The sequence below is a fragment of the Bacteroidetes bacterium SB0662_bin_6 genome (assembly GCA_009839485.1).
In the GTDB taxonomy this organism is placed as follows: domain Bacteria; phylum Bacteroidota; class Rhodothermia; order Rhodothermales; family VXPQ01; genus VXPQ01.
The window spans coordinates 76993-95385 of sequence record VXPQ01000035.1 but is presented as its reverse complement, the minus strand read 5'-3'; the positions used below and the strand labels follow the sequence as shown (position 1 = coordinate 95385).

Here is an 18393-nt window from a genome sequence, read left to right as displayed (position 1 = left end):
TTACCATAATATAGGGGATAGATACGGGTTTGTCAAGTTAAATATATAATTCCCTAAGCAGTTGACAACAAAACACGTGCATACACAACATGGATGAACGGTCATTGACGCAGAACGATGCGTTGCCGAGGGGGGAAATACCGTTCGATCAGCACCAAAAGCAATGGCTGCTGGAGTTGCGGCACTCGAACGCTGATGCCTTTGACGCGCTCTATAGGGCGTTGTCCGAGCCCCTGCTACGCTATGCCTGGATGTTGACGCGAGACGAGGACATGATCTATGATATCGTACAGGAAGCGTTTCTCAAGCTCTGGCATAAACGGGCGGAGCTCGATCCCGAGCAATCGATCAAAGCCTGGCTGTTTCGGGTTGTGAGAAACCTGGCCTATAAGGTGCATCGCACGAGGCGTATCCGCAGCGAGGTGGCGTTGGATCGGGAATCGCCCTTGCGTGAAACGCCTGAATCGAACTACATGGGGCAGGAGTTGGATCGGCTCATCCAGCAGTGGGTCTCGGAGATGCCTCCACGCCGCCGGGAAGTGTTTCAGTTGAGCCGTGTCGGATGCATGTCCCACCAGGAGATAGCCGATGTTCTGGCAATCTCCGGCAAGACCGTCAACAACCATCTGGTGGAAGGACTTCGGTTTCTTCGCGGTAAGCTCCAGGCCTATGGATTAAACGAATACATGCCATGACAGCGCACAAGCCCCCGTCCTCCGACCCGGTTCGGGACGCCCTCGAGCCCCTCGAAGAAGACGAACGTTCCGAACTCACAGCGACCTGGGCAACCGTCCGGGACGATTCTACGTGGCCCGGCATCGATGCAAATCGACGCGACCGGATAGGAGCGTTTCTCAGCGCCCATGCCCGGGCCGGGTCTCGTGAAATCCGGGAGGAAAGGATACCGTTACGGCCGCTGCTTCGCCTCGTCCGCCGGCGCTGGGTCGTGCTGTCTGCTACCGCCGCCGCCGTAGTGGGCATAGTTGCTATAGGATTGGCCTTGCGGTACGGATGCTCCGTTCGCAGTTACAGTAGCGGAGATGGTACTGTCAGCTATTCCTGGGAGTGCGAGGATGGCCCCAATCAATGGATCTATTTTTATCAAACCGGCCCAACGGGTTAATCCCAACCCAACACGAAACCCGGTGGAAATGGCCATGAAAACAACCAGGAACCTTACCGCCATTGTAGCTCTAATCCTGTTTGCAGGATGCGGTACCGCAACGGACTCTACGTCCCCGGCTCCGGTTGGAAACACAGATGCTTCGTTCAGTTCGACCATGGTCGTGAAAGCGGAGGACAGTCAGGGATACAAACCCCAGGGAGCGGAAATCGCTAATGCCATGAATGAGGCAGGGACAAGAATGCGTGAGCTGACAAGACAGTACCACGCAGGAGACATAACTGCCGAATATCTGAGCAAAGAGGCTGACAAGATCGTGGCGGAGCATACGCAGAACCCGATCGTGCGCACAGTCATACCCCAGTTGGTATCTCATGCGGCTTTAAGTGCATTGTTAGAGAGCAAAAACCCTGAGGCCATCAAGCCGCAAATAGCACACCACACACAGGCTTTGGTCGCAACAAACTCTCCGCATGCCGAAGAGGTTGCCCGTGCCCTTGAAGTACTTGGCGACTACTGGACAAGTGAAGAGATCGAGACCGCGGCGAACAAGGCCGTGGACAATGCCGAGTATTACCTCGCACGGCCAGCGCACAAAATGGACCAAGCTTCACAGGACCAGCCCGATAATGAGGTTCCCCTGGAAGAACTCCAGGACAGCAGATCAAGGGCGAAAGCCGACATCGGCTCCGGCATAAAACAGCTGGAAGCGATACTTGAGCGCTAAAGACACTATCAAGCGACATGATTCCGGAATATTTAACTCGCCTTGACAACATCCAGATTTTGGATTCGCAAAAAAATGACAAGGAATCACTTGAAAACCTCATAATAGGAAAAGCCTACAAAGAATTCCTTAAAACGGATGCAGCACGTGCAGAAAAGATTGATATCCTGCTCGCGCTCGATTATATCCATGAAAATCTATTATCGCGCTCCCTGTCCGTACAGCAGGTAATTACGAAATGCCGTATTCGGACACATGCATTCCATGAACGATTTGCAAGCGAAGTTGCGTTAAGCAGCAATGTGCGGAGAACGCCTGGAAAATACATAGAATGGGCTCGTATCCAGGTGGCCCGACGTATACTCGATAATAATAGTAATGGCTATTATATGGCGGAACTGGCATACAAGGTCGGTTTCGCCTCTTACCCCAGTTTCTATCGGGCTTGTCGTAAACACCTGGGCTGCAAACCGTCGGATATTTTGGGCATGAGTAGCACCGCCGCGAATTGATTGGCCCTCTTTTCTTCCTGCTGCATGCCGGAGTCGGCGGCGCAAACACTGAGGGTCTTTCCGATCCGTATGGGGTGTAGTCCTTATCGGGAACCGGCAAGTTTTCCGCTGGTGCCCCATCCCCGACCAATTGAAAGTGAATCGCCGACTAATTGAAAGTCAACTCCCGACTAATTGAAAGTGAGCCACCGCCTAATTGAAAGTCAACCATCGGCTGAATGCAAGGTTAGCCCCCGGCTGAATGCAAGGTTTGGGGGAAATGGGCCTGTCCGAGACGACAGGCAAGCATATGCCGGAGGCGGTTCTAAAGGAGGAGGCGCACCGTCCCGGTTATTCACCGCACGCCCCGGAAGACACATGAGTAAGCTCTTTGTATAACTAATTTTTAAGATTTGTAAAGGAATATTTAAACATTTGTTTAGTTATATACTTTACAAATATGTAGAATATTTATATATTTGTAAACCTCCGTCATAGACCAGGCGCTACCCTTGATAGGACAACGACTCAAAATCGCCCGCGCCGCCTCGGGGCTTTCGCTGCGCGGCCTGTCGGACAAAATCGGAAACCTCGTGAGCGCTCAGGCCATCAGCTACTACGAGCGTGATGTGACCACGCCGGGTTCGGACGTTCTCCTTGCCCTTGCTGCCGCACTCGACGTCTCTTTGGATTACCTGGTTGGAACCCAGGACATGACGGTGGAGAGCATCGATTTTCGCAAAAAGAAAATCACAAGGAAGCGTGAAGTGGCGCGCGTCGAGGCCACCATTCTGCATGACCTTGAGCACTACCTTACGATCGAAAACATCCTTGGCCTGCCGGGCTTGGACTGGGACAAACCGCGCGAAGCCCCCTACCCTGTCGTCAACGATCTATGGGAAGCCGATCGGGCTGCGCATCTTTTGCGCAACGCCTGGAATCTTGGACTGGACCCTATCCCGAACCTCACAGGGCTTTTGGAGGAACACGGGATCAAGGTGTTGTCGATAGACCTCACGAATAATATCGCCGGGCTGACGGCTCGCGTACGCCAGGAAAACGAAGATATCGTATCCGTGATTGTCGTAAACGGTCAGGAGTGCGGCGAGCGGCAACGCTTTACCATTGCCCATGAACTCGGGCACCTGATGCTGGATGTAGCCCCTGCTATGGATGAGGAAAAGGCTGCGCATCGCTTTGCGGGAGCATTCCTCATGCCGGCAGAAATGGTATGGGCTGCCGTAGGCAAGCACCGCCACTCCATAGGTTACAGCGAGCTTTTCGCCCTCAAGAACCTTTTCGGCGTAAGCGTGCAGGCTCTTACGTACAGATGCAGGGACCTCGGCGTCTTTAACGACACATTGTTCCGCAGACTCTTCCGGGATTTTTCCCGCCGCGGCTGGCGCAGTCCGCCTTACGAGGAGCCATTTCCATTGCAACGCGAAAAGCCGCAACGTTTCGAACGCTTGTGCTTTCGCGCCCTATCCGAAGATGCGGTGTCAGAACCTAAAGCGGCCGAATTGCTGGGTATATCGGTGCATGAATTACACCGGCAAATGGCAGAACCTCCATCAAATTAATCGATGAATGAGTAAGCATAATGACGGTGCTGCAAATCCAGATGTACTGTGTGCCCGGCTACGGACAATCCAAAGCCACCCGCGTTGCAGATTGCCGAAAAAAGAAATCTCAAAACGAATCGCCATGCTGGCGGGTGTGTCCAGTGGCTTCAAACATCCGAAATGAGTCCGAGATGGATCAGGCGCGTGGTCATGGCCTGAGGACTCACCTTGAAGCGCCGGGCAAGGTTCGGCAGTTCGTCGTCGCGGCTTGGATCGAAGGGGTGTTCCGCGACCGCAGCCCGGACCTGATCGGCGGGCATGAGAAGCGCCGCCGCGAATTGATTGGCCTCCTTTTCTTCCTGCTGCGTACCGGAGCCGGAGTCGGTGGCGCGCAAGTCGATGTGAAGGGGGTTGTCGATATACGCCTTTTCTCCCTCTCCCCTGTGCAGCATGTAATGGGCGATCTCGTGGGCAATGGTGAAGCGCTTGCGGTGTTCGTGATGTTTCGCATTGACGCCGATCACGGCGCCATCCTCGTCCCGAACAATTAGCATCCCTGAACAGTCTTCGCCGAGATCCGCCTCGTCGACCCGGATGCCGAGATATCGAGCGATTTCATCCACGGGGACCGGAGCCTGCGCCATGCCTGCCTCCTGCAAAAGCTCCCCTGCTTTCTTTTCGAGTTCTTCGGTCGGTATGGGAGAAAATTCTCCGGCGTCTTCGGACGAAGACGATCGTATCATCCGGATCAGCGCGCGAGCCACTACGCCCGTCAGCGCTCCGCCCGCAACAACGCCCCCCACCCCAGTGGCAAGACCAACCCCCGAACCTATGCCGGTTGCAAGACCACCCGTCCCCCCGAGAAGGCTTCCGATCAGGAAAGCAAGCGGTTTTTCCCGCAACCAGGCCGGGCCGGAAACATCCGACATCTCTTCTTCGCCTTGCGTATCCGCCTCAGACGCAGGCAACAGCGAGTGCATATCGACTTCGAGCGCCTCCGCAATATCCGAGAGCGTATGTAGCCTGGGCCGTTGCCCGCCGCTCTCGATATTCGCGATGGAACCCCGCGTAAGCCCGCAACGCTCCGCAAGTTCGGTCTGGGAAAGCCGAATCTCACGCCGCCGTTCGGCCACGTTCCGCCCTACGCGCTTGTAGATTTCCTCTGATTCGGGAACTCGTCGCATGGCGTGCTTATAGAAGCACAATACCCGCTTTTATTGCCATACATTTCTTGTGTTTGGCAAGATCTGTGCCTGTACGGCGCAAGACCTCATACAATGAAGCATACGGAAAACGTCCCCACCGTGTCAATTATTGCCAGACAATGAAGATATTTTATTTATTATAAATTCTTTTAAATCATATATTAAAGACAAAAAATATTGTAGGGTGGATTTTTCGAAAGGGTGCGACAGGGGCAGCTCCTGACTATGGTATAAGGATTTTTTGTCTAATAAAAATGTGTATCATTCCTTGACATTATGCTTTTTATTGAATAACATTCATGTTCCCGGCTCCATTTTCGCGCACCCGCAGGACGGCTAAAACATGGCAGAAGATCGAGAAAGTCAGGTTTACCATCCTCGTCCATCCGGAAACCGGATCCCGGCAAAATCGGCCCGGCAACAGACTGTATTCACCCAAACCCCAGCGCATCATGAAAGCACAGCCGAATTCCACCCCCTACCACCACCGCCTTGCCCTCGTATGGATCGCCAACGCCATGAAGCGCATAGACCGCCGGAGCAACGAAGCCCAGGCATTGATCAAATGGATACGGGAAAACGCCTTCGACCTGTGCGTCGGATTGAACGGGAAGGGGGGCGCGACGGATGCGGCATCGCTTGTCAAAGCTACAACGGACATTCCCGTTTCAAAAATCACGAGAAGAGGCAGAAGAAAGTTCAGGAGGATGGTGTCGGACCATGACCTTATGGATGAGTTGCTGGATGACTTTATGGATTCCGACGACGAAGGTAACGCCACGGGTTCGGACAAGGCATGGCGCCGCTTGCGGAAACACATCGAGAAGCTTTGCAAAGATGCAAAAGGAATTGGCCCGGACCGCACGGCCGTCCGCCTGCAGGAACTCGCCGGAATCGCCCACCTCGCACCGGAAGACGTATGCATCCTGGAATTCGTATTGCTCTACCAAACGCATCCGTTGCTCGAATCTCTGGTGGACGACTTCTTGCTGCACCGGCATTGCCGGACATTGAGCGCCAAGAACAATTCCATGCCCTGCTTTCTCGGCATGTCCGCCAATGCCGTCCGAAGGCGTCTGGCCGACGATGCGCCGCTGGTCGCTTCCGGGCTGCTGGCCGTGGACAGCGACGGCGACATCGACATGGCGTCCCGATTGGAAAAACTGGCCTGGGAATCCGAAGAAGAATCGGACGTGCGCCGCCTGTTGCTCAGCGCCAGCAAGCCGACAGAACTGGACTGGTCCGATTTCGACCATGTGGCCGAAGACCGGGATTATCTGGCGAAAATTCTTGAGGGGGCGCTCCGACAAGGCGCCAAAGGCGTTAACATCCTGTTGTACGGCCCGAACGGCACGGGCAAAACGGAACTGTCGAAGGTGTTGGCCAACCGGCTCGGCGTGACCCTGTTCGGGGTCGGGGAAAAGGACGAGCGCGGCGGCGAGCCATCGCGGGGCGAGCGCCTCGCCGACCTCCGGCTCGCGGGATGCCTGCTCGGCAAGGACCCGAACGCACTCCTGTTGTTCGACGAAATGGACGATCTGTTTTCCGGTGGGGCCATGATGTCTTTTCTCCTCGGATTTATGTCGGACCGGGGATCCAGGGGCATGCGCAGCAGCAGGTCCAAACTGTTCATGAACCGCCTCCTCGAAGAAAATGCGGCGCCCACCATCTGGACCACCAATCATGCGGAATCCACAGACCCTGCCTTCCTGCGCCGCATGACCTACGTGGTCCACCTCAGGAAACCACCCACGCGGGTACGGGAACGAATCCTCACGCGCCAACTGGGAAAAAGCGATGTGTGCATCGAGCCGGAATATGTTGAGAAACTGGCGAGCCGCTTCGAGATGCCGCCCGGCGTGGTGGACGGTCCGATACGCGCGGCTGCCCTCCTTCCGGAAGGCGACAGACATGCCCTGCTTGAACGCGGGTTCGGCAATATTGCCGCCCTGATGCGCTGCGAGAGACCGTCGCAAGCCCCTCCCGCACGCTTCGACCCGGCGTTGATCCGGGCCGATCAGGACCTGGTCGATCTCGCCGAGCGCCTGACCGGCCAAGACGCAAAACCCTTCTCTATTTGCCTGCAAGGCCCGCCGGGCACCGGCAAGAGCGCCTACGCACGCTACCTTGCGGAGCGCATGGGCATGGAAGTACTGCACAAGCGCACCTCCGATTTGCTATCCATGTGGGTAGGAGCATCGGAGCAGAACATCGCCGAGGCGTTTCGGGAAGCACGCGACACCCGTTCGTTCCTGATATTCGACGAGGCGGATTCGCTGCTTGCCGACCGTCGCAGGGCGCACCGAAGTTGGGAAGTGACCCAGGTGAACGAGATGCTGACGCAGATGGAAATGCATCCGCTGCCATTCGCCTGCACCACAAACTTCGTGGAGAAGCTCGACGACGCCACGTTGCGGCGCTTCCTGTTCAAGGTAACCCTGCGCTACAGTTCGCCCGAGCAGGCCGCCGGCCTGTTCCGCGCCTACTTCGATATGGAGGCGCCGGAGGTACTGTCGAACCTGAAGGCGTTCACGCCCGGCGATTTTCCGGTGGTGCGCCGCAAGGCCGAGGTAACCGGGCAACTGGACGACGCAGACGCGCTCGTAGCCATGCTCAAAGCGGAGTGCGACGCCAAGCCGAATCGGCCGAGCGGGATGGGGTTTAGGGCGGCGTGAGTTGGAAACAAGTACACACGAAAAACACACTGATTAAGCCTCAATAACTATGGAATGCACACAATACTTTGCATAGTATAGGGGCCAAGCTGAGTCGTTGCCCCTGTGCGTGCGCCGGAAAGCAAGGCTAAGGCGGGTGAAGTGGTCAGGTAGCCAGACCGGAACCGAAGCAACAAACGGAGGCTTGGCGGCTTTTGTACGTAATTCCCAAAACAACCCCTTATTTCCATGAGTGATTACACGATTTATGCACTGAAAAACTCGACCATACCTGATCAAGATGCTAAAACCTACAAGTCTCTGCGGGAAGGCGTGGGACGTTTCGGTTGGAGCTATGTCGAAACTGCTGACTTAACTGAGTTGAGGGACAGAATTGTAAATAGGGGTTGGGACGATCTTGACGACGATGAAAAGGCTTGTTATCAGACATTCCTGCTTGATATTAAAGAGGGGGATTATGTGGTTTATATCAATATCCCTACATGGGGCGAGTGTACGCTTGCCCGTGTTACTGGCCCCTACTTTTGGGAGTGGGGCGGCGAAAACAGTGATTTCAACCATCGTTTCTCTGTTGACCCCGATTCGTTTCTCGTCTTTGACCGAAACGACGCTATCGTTCATCCCCAGCTAAGTAGTAAGCTCAAACTACGGGGACGCTGGTGGCGAATCTTCGATTTGCATGAAGAATTTGAACTCCTTGTCGATTCGCTGAAAAAGGGCGAAGGTGGTCAGCCCCGAACAATGGAGACGAGTCTTGATCGGTTCAAGAACGAGATCCTACCCAACTTCGAGTCTATCACAAAAAAAATTCACCGGGCGTACCCAGGCTCCGATCTTGAGAAATTGATCGCGGAAATTTTCCGGCGTGTTCCCGGAGTCAAAGACGTGAAGGAACAAGGCGGTCCCGGAGAACACGGTGCAGATCTGCTGGTAATTTTTGAATGGGGAGTACTGGGACAATCCACTTGGGTTGTTCAAGTAAAATCGTTTAAAGACGAGATGTGGGAAACTAAAGCCGTAGATCAAATTCGAGAGGCACTTGAATATTGGGGGGCGGATATGGGAGTCATTGTATCCACAGCCTCATCCGGTTCCGAAGCGCTTGACAAGGCCCTTGATAAACTGCGGGACGATACCGGAAAGCCTGTTTCTTTGCTTATTGGCGAAGACGTTGCCGCTTTTCTGGTGCGCTTTGGCGGTGAACTCTTGTCCTAACCGCCCCTTTTACTGTTCGGGGCAGCGTCTCCCCAGGATTTTATCACCATTGTAAAAACGATAGCCAATGCTCCAACGGTTCGTTCATTTCTACGCAGGTCCGCACCTGACGAAGTGCCCAGCATGCGGCCCCCTCATGTCGATTGCGTGAACAAGTTGGGGTAACATCTGGACGTGCATCTTCCACCGCCACACCACTGACAATTTTTCTCGCTCATGTCAGGCCTCCCTGCCTGTTTCAAGCCTACTTCGATATGGCGGCACTGTCGAGCCTGACGGTGCTCACGCCCGGAGACTTTCCGGTGGTGCGCCGCAAGGCCGAGGTAACGAGGCAACCGGACGACGCCAATGCGCTCGTGGCCATGCTCAAGACAAAGTGCGCGGTCAAGTCGAATCGGCCGAGCGGGATGGGGTTTAGGACAGTGGCGTGAAGGGATTGTGGAAAATTAGGAAATTCTGCACTGATAACATTTTTGTCGATACGTCGATCTCAATGGTCACGTGAGGATACTGTGAGGAATTAGGAGATTCTACACGGAATGTGCCTGTCAGTAACTTGATAGCCAGAAGCCTAGGAGGTATACTGTGAATGCAGGCCGCGTGTCGGATCGGTGTGACCCGATTCGGCTCAAGGCCTGAATCCAGGAAAAGAACAAACTTAGTCAAGGGGGAGACCATGGGATTTTGGAAGGTTTTAGGTGGTATAACGGCAGGTGCCTTAGCTGGAGTTGGCGGTGTTATATTGCTACCCATTGCAGGGCCAATTGGAGTAGCTACTGCGGCCGCTGCGGCCACAGCAGCCGGTGTTGGCGGAGTTACTGGTGGAGCAGCTGGGGCTGTTTCAACTGCTAAAGGTAAAGAGAAGGACAGGGAACTTAACAAGGTAAACTCGGAACTTGCTAAGGAGAAATTGAAAACAAAAAAAAGAGCGGAGCATTTTGTGACCGTTGCCAAAAGATTTGAAGAACACAAAAAGTATGAAGAATTTCTAATTGCAGCGATGGCCGTCGGTATATCTATTGCTAACGCAGATGGTGATATAGCAGAAGAAGAAAGAGTTGAATTGGAAGAATATCTTATGGGGCCTATTTTGCAATCAGCTTGCCCCAAGACAATTAAAAATCGTATGCAGAAATTATACAAAAAACCACCAACTTTCAATGAGGCAATGAAATATGTGGAAAAGATTCGAAAAGAGTCATATTTTGACCCTGATGTGATTGACGATATAATTATATTGATTATGAATGCCGATGAGAAAAAGCATCCCCAGGAGATAGCTTACAGAGAGGCTTGGAATCAACATCAAGCGAAGGTAGCCTAAATCATACTCACCGCATAAACCCCTAAATGGATAACCCATGTCCGAACGCATTTCACGTTTTAAAAAACGTAAGGAAAGACTTGCTAAACCTGAAGGTTTAACACCAATTTCTGATCAAGATTTGGTGAAAAAACACCTTGATTCGCCTGTAGATCACGACCGTATAAAAGCGGAACAATTCGAACTTGATAAGTATTATGATTTAGGTGATAATATCGAAATCGATGAATTGGAGGTGGCTACATTTTTAGAGGAAATCGGCCATAAAATTAAACATGAGCATATTAACGAATTATTGGAATCGTGCAAGGAAAAAATGTTACATAATGTTGTTTCCACATTTGGCATAGGGTATATTGTCGCCAAGTCAGACAAGGAACGTGAATTAATATTTACTTCGACAAATGTAAAGAAGTTTTATCAAAAAAATAAAAACCTTCCTGAAGAACTACGCTATAATCCCAGGGATTATAAAACTAATACTATAAATGAATATAGAAATAATCAGAAGAATCATATTAAATCTGGTTATACAGGTAAGGAAATTAAATTAGAAGATGCTGATGTTGATCATATTATCTCTAAAAAGAAATTTCACTATGAACATGGTGGATTTATGTTATCCAAAGAACGAAAGCAGGAGTTTGCAGCGGATATGGATAATACTTCGCTAGTAGAAAAACAAATAAATCGTTCCAAGAAAGACAAATCTGTTAAAGAGACACAGCGAGATAATCCTGAATTGGGAATAGATCGACGACGCACACGGCCCAAGGAAGCAAAAGCGCATGATGCTGTCAGGAAACATAAACCGGATTTTTCTGATAAATTGAAGTATTATACACCGTATGCTAAAGAAACAATTCAGTATGCTATGGGCACGAGTGTCAAATATGGACTCCAACGTGCGATAGCCGTACTCGTTGCAGAGTTGCTTTCAGGAATTTTGGATGAGACAAAGGATATTTTTACGAATGGTCTAAAAAAGAATGAGGAGAGTTTTTCTGTTGCTCTTACTCGACGGGCGGACAAGGTTTTGAAGCGAGTGCAACAAAATTTTAAAAAGGTTATATCTGCTTTTAGCGAAGGATTTCAATCCGGCTTTTTATCCGAAATTGTCACCGTCATTTGTAATTTTTTTACCACAACTTCCAGACGAATGGTCCGCATAATACGGGAAGGGTTCTTCTCTATTTTGCAAGCGCTTAAAATTCTGGTGTCTCCGCCTGAAGGTATGACTCGCTTACAGGCCATCGATGCAGCCTCTAAACTTTTTGCCACTGCTCTGATAACATCGGGTGGTATCCTTATGGAAGACGTTCTGGAGAAGCACTTGGCTTCTTTTTTGGGACCACTTGCTCCTTATATTTCATTACTTGTTGCGGGTGTTTTAACCGGCATTGGTTCAGCATTCATCGTTTATACTCTTACAAGGCTTGACCTTTTTGGCGTAGAGGCCGGTTATCGCCGCCAACGTTTGTTCGATGATTTGGATAAGAGAGTAGAGGAGGCTCTCCGCGAAGCACAAAATGCTGAGGCTATATTTGCTCCTCCATTTACGTAGGTAACTTGCTGCATGTAAATCGACAACAAGTTAAAGGTGGTCCGGTTTTATTGCACAAATTCCGGCGGAATTTAAGGTGTGCTGTTGCGACCTTCTCCCGCCTCTCCCCTCCAAACCCTTCCCACCCATGACAGGCTGCCGGGGCCAGTCGTAATCCATCGACTCTGGGCGTAATCTACTCCTTACCCCCCCTTACATCCGGTAGTGCGCAGAGCGCATTCACCAAACGCATTTGCTCCACGGTAGCGCAGTTCGTGTGCAGCAGCCGCGGGGAGGCGAACACAAGGCTCAGACCCTTGCCTCTGCTCACGGCGACATTGAGGCGCTCCCGCGATAACAGAAAATCCAGTCCGCGTGAGGTCTCCTCGGAAGACGAAGCGGTCATGGAGACCAACGCAACCGGCGCCTCCTGCCCCTGAAACTTGTCGACGGTGCCAACGCGAATTTCGGGTAGGGCGTCGGAGAGTGCGTTTACCTGCGCGTTGTACGGAGCGACCACGATGATGTCGCTCTCGGAAACAGGGCGGCTGTGTCCGTCCCGATCTGTCCAGGCACCCGCGAGCAGCCTTTCGATGGTGTCGCCGATCGCCTCTATCTCCTCGGGACAAATTTGCGCGCGGCCTTCGTGATCAACCGGAACCCGCCAGGCGCCGCAGTGGGGCAGGCCCCGGGCCTCGATAGATTGAAGCGCGGTCGAAGGATGGCTCTCCAGCCGGTCTTCGTAGAACTGAGACGAGATATACGCACAGAGTTTGGGGTGCATTCTCCAGGTTTCGGGCAGAAAAATGCCGCGTGCAGGATCGACGTTTTGGCCCTGGCCCAGAATCCAGTCGAGACCGGACAGATTCGCCGGATGGGGATGCGCGCCCTGCACGACTTGCGGAAGCTGGCGAGGGTCCCCGATCAGGACAAGGTTGTCCGCCGCATTGGACATGGCGACCAGATTAGCCAGCGAAACCTGGCCAGCCTCGTCGACAAAGAGGTAGTCGAATGTGCCCTCAAGTTCATTCCTCGAAAACAGCCATGCCGTTCCTCCAACGACATCGGCGGAACGAATGGCGGAAGCGCCGTTGCTGGTCACACAGGAAATGGCCCTTCGGACTTCTTCCGGGAGATCGCCCTCGCGTGAAGATATCTTGTGGGCGAGGTGCACGTCGTCCTCGGTGAGGCCGGTCTCGCCCGTGCGCAGCGCCTCGTTGCATCCCATCAGCACGTTGCGTATAGCCGCGTGACTGTTCGAGGACACAGCAACACGCTTGCCTTCCCGGACAAGCGCGAGGATCGCCCGCGCCGCCACATAGGTTTTGCCGGTGCCGGGCGGTCCCTGGACCGGCAAAACCGATCGGTCCATCGCGCGCGCAGCCGCGATCAGACCGTCGAGCGTTTCCGTGTCTCCGTTGAGAGGCAGCGGCGGCGAGCCATGGAAACGGGGAGGATTGCGCGAAAGGAGATCGTCGGCCGCGCGGTTCGACCGGGACCCGCATTGATCCGCTATTACCTTCCATATAGCGCCCGGAATCGCCCCCGGGTTCAGGGCGAAGTTGGGAAGAAGGTCCAACCGGTCGGGAAGTTCGGCGCCCCATCCCGTTTTCAAGCATATCCTGCGCTGACTGCGGTCCAGTTGGGTTATCGTGACCGAGGCAAACCCGTCATCCCTCACGAACAACGCCGAGCTTCCCTCCCGCAATTTCGTTTCCTGCGGCGGATAGCCGTATTCGCGCCCGACGGAGCGTTTCACGGAGTAGTGCCCACCGGTCGCGACCAGCCCGGCGAGGCACTCCATGTCGTCGCATAAATCTTCGAAATCCTTTGCGGCGGAGTCGAAAACGGACCACGCTTGCGGCTTGCTCTCCCGCCAGTGAAACACGCCGAGATCATAGAGCATCCGCTGTCGTTCTTCCGGCAAGCCGGAAACACTCAGTAGTTCCGAAAGTGCTTCGTTTGCGGACTGCTGCGCCGCCGACCTTTCGGTTTCGCCTTCGCCGATTTCGAGCCAGGGCCCTTCGGGCCGTATCCCGAGCAGCCAGTCCCGCAGCCTCTCCGTGGAGATGCAGTCGATGCGGTTGTAATCGGCTAATTCGGCAAGTATCCCGTCGTCGCCGGCTTCCCGCCATTTCTCGTACGCGACGATCGAGCCGCCAGCGGTCTTCACCTCCCCCTCGCGAGGCATATCGTAGAAGGCCTCCATATCCTTGAGGGAGTAGGAAGGTTCGGAAGCGAAGACGCCTCCGCGCACGACGGCATAGAGGTCCACGAACCGCCGCTCGCGCAGCCATTGGTCCAGCCGAGACTCCCCGATCCCGTGGCGTGTGGCGAGCCTGCGCAACGCGGTGATCTCGTAGGTAGCGTAGTGGTAGATGTGCGCGTGCGGATACCTCCGGAGGCGCTCTTCGAAAAGATCGAACAGCGAAACAAGCGTTTTCTTTTCCTCCGCAAGATCGTGCGCCCACAGCGCGGTGAACTCCTCGCCGTCCCACACGCCATGAAGATATTCGAGCCCCTCGGCCCCCGCTTCGGAATAAAACGGGTCTCCTTCGATGTCGTAAAACAGATCGCCGGGATCGGGACGCGGCATCAGATCGAAACCTTTCCCGGGGACATGGGGCCGCAGTTCAAAGGTCGGCCCTCCCGTCTTTCGGGCGTGTTGCAGCCGCGCCTGGATCCGCAGCTTCTCCAACGTAGCATCGGCGAGCCTGGGCACCCGGCCCTCCTGCCCGGCAAGCGCTGCCATGGCGTCGACGCCCGCCGCTTCGAGCTTGCCAACCTGGCTCTTCATAATGCCTGCGGTCAGGTAGAGGCTGTCCGCCTCCCGCCATGCATCCCCGCAATGGTCCCGCCATCGACAAAGATCGCAGAGCGAACACGGGACGGGGCGAGTTGGTGGAGGATTCCGGACGAACTCCTCCAGGCGATCGCGCGCGAGACGCGCATATTCGGAATATTCCGACAGCCGGAAGCTAATCCGTTCGCCCGTGCCGAGCTGGATGTGCGCCTTCTCCGGTTCATGCCCCTGGACCGCAGCAAGCAGGTCCGAATAAAGCGCCAGTTGCAGCACATGGCCCGGAACGGGCTTGCGCTTCAGTTTGGTATCTGCGACCTCATAGGAAAACGGCCCCAGGTCCGATGGAATTGGCACGCGCTCAAGGAAATCCGCGTATCCTCCCCACATTCCGTCATCGAGCGCAGCTTGAAAGATAATGTCCGGCCCGGCCCTCAAGGCCTCCCGGGTGGCTTGTAGCGATTCTTCGAAGGACACACCTTCCGTTTCGATACGGATGACATTCTTGCCCTCGGACTCGAGGCGCTCGAGATGATCCATTTCGTGCCGATCGCCGTGCTGCTGAAGCAAGACGGCGTCTTCGCTGTCCTCCACCGGCGCAAGGTCTTCGTCTTCCTCCCGGAGCCAGGCCAGATCGAGGCGCGCGGCATGCGGACATGCCATGAACCGCATGAGATCGGAAGCCGACAGCCGGATTTGATTACCGTTCCACCTCATCTCACTATTTCCGGACCTGGGCTGTTTCTGCTGAAGTGGCGCCGCATCGCCGCATGGACTGTTGACTGGCGTTGGAGCGGTGGGCCAATAACCGGGAAGTATACGGAAAACTTGCCAACACCCGGTTGCTTCCTGGGTGGAACAATTCTTTTCCACCATCCCCCCATCCACTTTTTTTCACTCAGGTCTTGACATTTATTGTTTTGACATATATTTTGTCAAAAGACATCAGGAAAACCCCTGACAGCCATGAACATGAAGCAACTGTCCGAGCGCACGGGCCTCACCCCGAGGCAGATCAGATACCTGATCGCCGAGGGCTTCATGCCTCCCCCCACGGGCGGGCGGACCTATGCGGAATACGGAGAAGCGCATACGACGGCCATCCGGCGGTACACGCGCCTCAAGGAACTCGGCTTTCCGCCCGCGGCCATCCGCGTGCTCCTGCAGGCCCGGGAGGGCGTGCCGTTTCCGGTGGCGGACGGCATTACGCTCGTCGTGGCGCCGGACCTGCACGCCTCCGGCATGGAGGTCGAACCGCTCGTGGAACGCCTCGACGACCTTTTGCGGAAGATTCTCGAGAAGAAATACACATGCACCAAATGAGAAAGAAAATGACTACTGTAAAATTAGCGGCTCCCAAATTGATCGATCCCATCGCAGCACTCGTAAACGAGGCCCGCGACAGTGCCGGAGCGCACCCGGCAGCGCTTGTCGCCATGGATATCGGCGTCACGCTGACCGGCGGGCTGGCCGTCGTGGAAACGAAGAGAACATTCCGTAACGACGAGAAGACGCCGATCGAGGCCCTCCTCAGCCTGCCCGTCCCCGTCCATGCCGCATTCTTCGGCCTGACGGCGAAGATCGACGGCCGCATCCTCAAGGGCATCGCCCAGGCGCGGGAGGAAGCGCGGGAAACCTACGAGGATGCGGTAAGCGAAGGAAAAACCGCCGTGCTCCACGAAGAACTCCTGCGCGGGGTGCATGCGCTTTCCGTGGGGAATCTGGCGCCGGGGGCCATGATCGAAGTAACGACCCGCTGGACGGATACCCTGCGCAGCGCAACCGCTTCCTGCGGGCGGCTTCGCATTCCCATGACGGCGGGCGACGTCTACGGCATATCCGACCTCGCAGAAACGGACGAATTGACCCATGGAGAGGGGCTGAAGAGCGTCTCCCTGCGTATCCGCCACGACGCGGGCGGCGTTCGCCTTGCGACCGGGGCGCTCCGCGCTTCAAAGGATGGCGTTCTTTCGGGCGAGGCGCCGGCGAACGCTCCTGTAGATATAGAGGTGGAAGCATGGAAGCCCGGCGTGCTGAAAGGCAAAGCCTGGGACGGCCGGGACGTATCCCTGCGCATCGAAGCGGCTGAAACGGGAGCGGAACCCGTCCATGCGGCCGTGCTGGTGGATCATTCGGGCTCCATGTCTTCAGAGTGCGAAGGCGACTCGGGGCAGTACGTTTCCAAGCATGAAGCGGTCCGCCGCGGACTGCGCGCCCTGGCCGAAGAACTTCGGGAGACGGACCGCATCAGGCTCTGGGAATTCGACAATACATGCAATCCGGTGGACGGGGGCCTTGCGGCTTCCCCCGGAGCGTTCGCACAAGCGATCGAAAAGCTGACGCCGCCCTCCGGAGGCACGGAAATCGGAGAGGCTCTCTACCAGGTCTTTTCAGAAACCGACCCGTGCGACGTGCTCCTCATCACGGACGGAATGAGCTACGCCCTCGACGTACACGACCTTGCGCAGGAAGGGCGCAGGGTATTCGTCGTGCTGGTGGGCGAAGACAGTCTGGAAGCCAACGTAGGCCATCTCGCGGCGCTCACGGGGGGCGACATCCATTTCAGTTTCGGGGCGGACGTCGATAGCGCCCTGCACGCCGTCCTGCAAGGCATGCGGACCAGGCGGATGACCCGGGAGCAGGAAACGCCCGCCGGAGGAGAGCTTCCCGAATCGGCGCATGCGATCCGGGGCAATGTCCGCATGAGCGCGGCATGGAGCGGCGAATCTGTGGTGGCGGCTTCGCAGCGCGACACGCTGTCCGAAGGGATTGCGGCGTATGCGGCAAGCCTGGCGCTGCCTTCCCTGTCCGAAACCGCAGCCGGCAAACTGGCCGTCGGGGAGAGCCTCGTTACGCATCTCACCAGCCTCGTACTGGTGGACGAGGAGGGGCCGGTGCAGGAAGGCCTGCCCGTAACCCGCAAGATAGACCTGCCCACGCCGCGGACCGCCGGGGACATGGTGGCGAAGTACGGAGATAAGATGGTATACACTCGTGCCTCTTCGGAGGCGTTAGCGAGAAGAATACCTCTCATATTAGAAGACTCGGCGATGTTGCCGGAGCCTCTGCCGCCCCTGACCGAAGCATCCTATGATCTGGCGCCTCCGTCTCCGGATATGTCCGAAGCGGAACAGGACGAACAGCGTAAGCGCCAGCCCGAAAACCTGCATCTCGTTACTTCGCGGATCGACTGGCAAAAGCAAGGCCGTGCATTGGGCGAGTGCGACTTGAGCGGTCTGGAACCCGCCGTAGCCGCCTCCATCCAGGCGCTTGCAAATCACGAAGAAATCCGGGAAGTCGCTGCGGAATGGGGGATCGAGTCCATCCGATTGGCCCTTGCCCTCGTTGCGGCATGGGTGGCTAATGGATTTGGGGACGACTCGGACGAGGATCAGCCAACCGCACGGTATGCAGGCAGAGTACAGCGGCGCCTGCTGAAGGGAGTGAAGAATAGCGACGCATTCATTATTCACTTCAGCTGGTTTTGCGCGGGTCATGTAATCATAGACTACGTCCCACCCCAGTCCCTTCGCGATCGGACAACAGGGGATTCCCCTTCTTAACTTGGCGGTGGGGTGATCATGACGAATGAGCCTGCCATGAACCCCGTTGGCCACCGCTGGCCTCCCATCGCCGACCAATTGAAAGCCGACTGCCGACTGATTGAAAGTCAACCATCGGCTGAATGCAAGGTTAGCCCCCGGCTGAATGCAAGGTTTCGGGAGAAG

At 55.3% G+C, this 18393-nt stretch carries 13 protein-coding genes; 11 read left to right on the top strand and 2 right to left on the bottom strand.

The features are described from left to right. Positions 1-89 precede the first annotated feature (89 nt). From F4Y00_06820 to F4Y00_06800, 5 genes are all read left to right on the top strand, one after another. On the top strand, positions 90-695 hold the full coding sequence (locus tag F4Y00_06820; GenBank protein ID MYE04664.1) for an RNA polymerase sigma-70 factor: 606 nt from the start codon (positions 90-92) through the stop codon (positions 693-695). Beyond that, a complete protein-coding gene (locus F4Y00_06815; protein MYE04663.1) occupies positions 692-1123 on the top strand; it encodes a hypothetical protein in 432 nt (143 codons plus the stop codon). The genes F4Y00_06820 and F4Y00_06815 overlap by 4 nt, the downstream gene beginning before the upstream one ends. A gap of 34 nt (positions 1124-1157) precedes the next feature. Continuing rightward, positions 1158-1850: a hypothetical protein gene (locus tag F4Y00_06810; GenBank protein MYE04662.1), complete on the top strand. Its 693-nt coding sequence runs from the start codon at positions 1158-1160 to the stop codon at positions 1848-1850. 17 nt (positions 1851-1867) lie between these two features. Beyond that, the gene (locus tag F4Y00_06805) at positions 1868-2362 is read left to right on the top strand and encodes a helix-turn-helix transcriptional regulator (protein MYE04661.1); all 495 of its coding nucleotides are present in this window, start codon (positions 1868-1870) and stop codon (positions 2360-2362) included. Positions 2363-2853: 491 nt separating this feature from the next. Next, a complete protein-coding gene (locus F4Y00_06800) occupies positions 2854-3921 on the top strand; it encodes an ImmA/IrrE family metallo-endopeptidase (protein MYE04660.1) in 1068 nt (355 codons plus the stop codon). Between the two features lie 149 nt (positions 3922-4070). On the opposite strand, the gene F4Y00_06795 is transcribed toward F4Y00_06800, so the two are convergent. After that, positions 4071-5087 carry an ImmA/IrrE family metallo-endopeptidase gene (locus F4Y00_06795; protein ID MYE04659.1) on the bottom strand — a complete coding sequence of 339 codons (1017 nt, stop codon included), beginning with the start codon at positions 5085-5087 and terminating at the stop codon, positions 4071-4073. Between the two features lie 320 nt (positions 5088-5407). Here F4Y00_06795 and F4Y00_06790 point away from each other — a divergent pair, with 320 nt between their 5' ends. From F4Y00_06790 to F4Y00_06775, 4 genes are all read left to right on the top strand, one after another. After that, positions 5408-7783, top strand: coding sequence for an AAA family ATPase (locus F4Y00_06790; GenBank protein MYE04658.1), 2376 nt, complete (start codon positions 5408-5410; stop codon positions 7781-7783). A gap of 228 nt (positions 7784-8011) precedes the next feature. Further along, the gene (locus tag F4Y00_06785; protein ID MYE04657.1) at positions 8012-8998 is read left to right on the top strand and encodes a restriction endonuclease; all 987 of its coding nucleotides are present in this window, start codon (positions 8012-8014) and stop codon (positions 8996-8998) included. 589 nt (positions 8999-9587) lie between these two features. After that, positions 9588-10322, top strand: a complete 735-nt coding sequence (locus tag F4Y00_06780; protein MYE04656.1) for a hypothetical protein — start codon at positions 9588-9590, stop codon at positions 10320-10322. A 37-nt stretch (positions 10323-10359) separates the two neighbouring features. Beyond that, positions 10360-11886, top strand: a complete 1527-nt coding sequence (locus F4Y00_06775) for a hypothetical protein (GenBank protein MYE04655.1) — start codon at positions 10360-10362, stop codon at positions 11884-11886. Positions 11887-12061: 175 nt separating this feature from the next. Here the strand turns inward: F4Y00_06775 and F4Y00_06770 are convergent, their stop codons facing one another. Continuing rightward, entirely contained in the window at positions 12062-15382 is a 3321-nt protein-coding gene (locus tag F4Y00_06770) for a TM0106 family RecB-like putative nuclease (protein ID MYE04654.1), read from the bottom strand. A gap of 249 nt (positions 15383-15631) precedes the next feature. On the opposite strand from F4Y00_06770, the gene F4Y00_06765 reads away from it, so the two are divergent. Together F4Y00_06765 and F4Y00_06760 are read left to right on the top strand one after the other, a co-directional pair. Further along, entirely contained in the window at positions 15632-15988 is a 357-nt protein-coding gene (locus F4Y00_06765) for a MerR family transcriptional regulator (GenBank protein ID MYE04653.1), read from the top strand. Further along, on the top strand, positions 15976-18228 hold the full coding sequence (locus F4Y00_06760) for a VWA domain-containing protein (protein MYE04652.1): 2253 nt from the start codon (positions 15976-15978) through the stop codon (positions 18226-18228). Before F4Y00_06765 ends, F4Y00_06760 begins: the two co-directional genes overlap by 13 nt. The last annotated feature ends 165 nt before the right edge of the window (positions 18229-18393 follow it).

What these genes read in the sequence shown, in the direction of transcription:
- F4Y00_06820 (MYE04664.1), top strand. Translation starts at nt 90, where the DNA reads ATGGATGAACGGTCATTGACGCAGAACGATGCGTTGCCGAGGGGGGAA.
- F4Y00_06815 (MYE04663.1), top strand. Translation starts at nt 692, where the DNA reads ATGACAGCGCACAAGCCCCCGTCCTCCGACCCGGTTCGGGACGCCCTC.
- F4Y00_06810 (MYE04662.1), top strand. Translation starts at nt 1,158, where the DNA reads ATGAAAACAACCAGGAACCTTACCGCCATTGTAGCTCTAATCCTGTTT.
- F4Y00_06805 (MYE04661.1), top strand. Translation starts at nt 1,868, where the DNA reads ATGATTCCGGAATATTTAACTCGCCTTGACAACATCCAGATTTTGGAT.
- F4Y00_06795 (MYE04659.1), bottom strand. Translation starts at nt 5,087, where the DNA reads ATGCGACGAGTTCCCGAATCAGAGGAAATCTACAAGCGCGTAGGGCGG.
- F4Y00_06790 (MYE04658.1), top strand. Translation starts at nt 5,408, where the DNA reads ATGTTCCCGGCTCCATTTTCGCGCACCCGCAGGACGGCTAAAACATGG.
- F4Y00_06785 (MYE04657.1), top strand. Translation starts at nt 8,012, where the DNA reads ATGAGTGATTACACGATTTATGCACTGAAAAACTCGACCATACCTGAT.
- F4Y00_06780 (MYE04656.1), top strand. Translation starts at nt 9,588, where the DNA reads ATGCAGGCCGCGTGTCGGATCGGTGTGACCCGATTCGGCTCAAGGCCT.
- F4Y00_06775 (MYE04655.1), top strand. Translation starts at nt 10,360, where the DNA reads ATGTCCGAACGCATTTCACGTTTTAAAAAACGTAAGGAAAGACTTGCT.
- F4Y00_06770 (MYE04654.1), bottom strand. Translation starts at nt 15,382, where the DNA reads ATGAGGTGGAACGGTAATCAAATCCGGCTGTCGGCTTCCGATCTCATG.
- F4Y00_06765 (MYE04653.1), top strand. Translation starts at nt 15,632, where the DNA reads ATGAACATGAAGCAACTGTCCGAGCGCACGGGCCTCACCCCGAGGCAG.
- F4Y00_06760 (MYE04652.1), top strand. Translation starts at nt 15,976, where the DNA reads ATGCACCAAATGAGAAAGAAAATGACTACTGTAAAATTAGCGGCTCCC.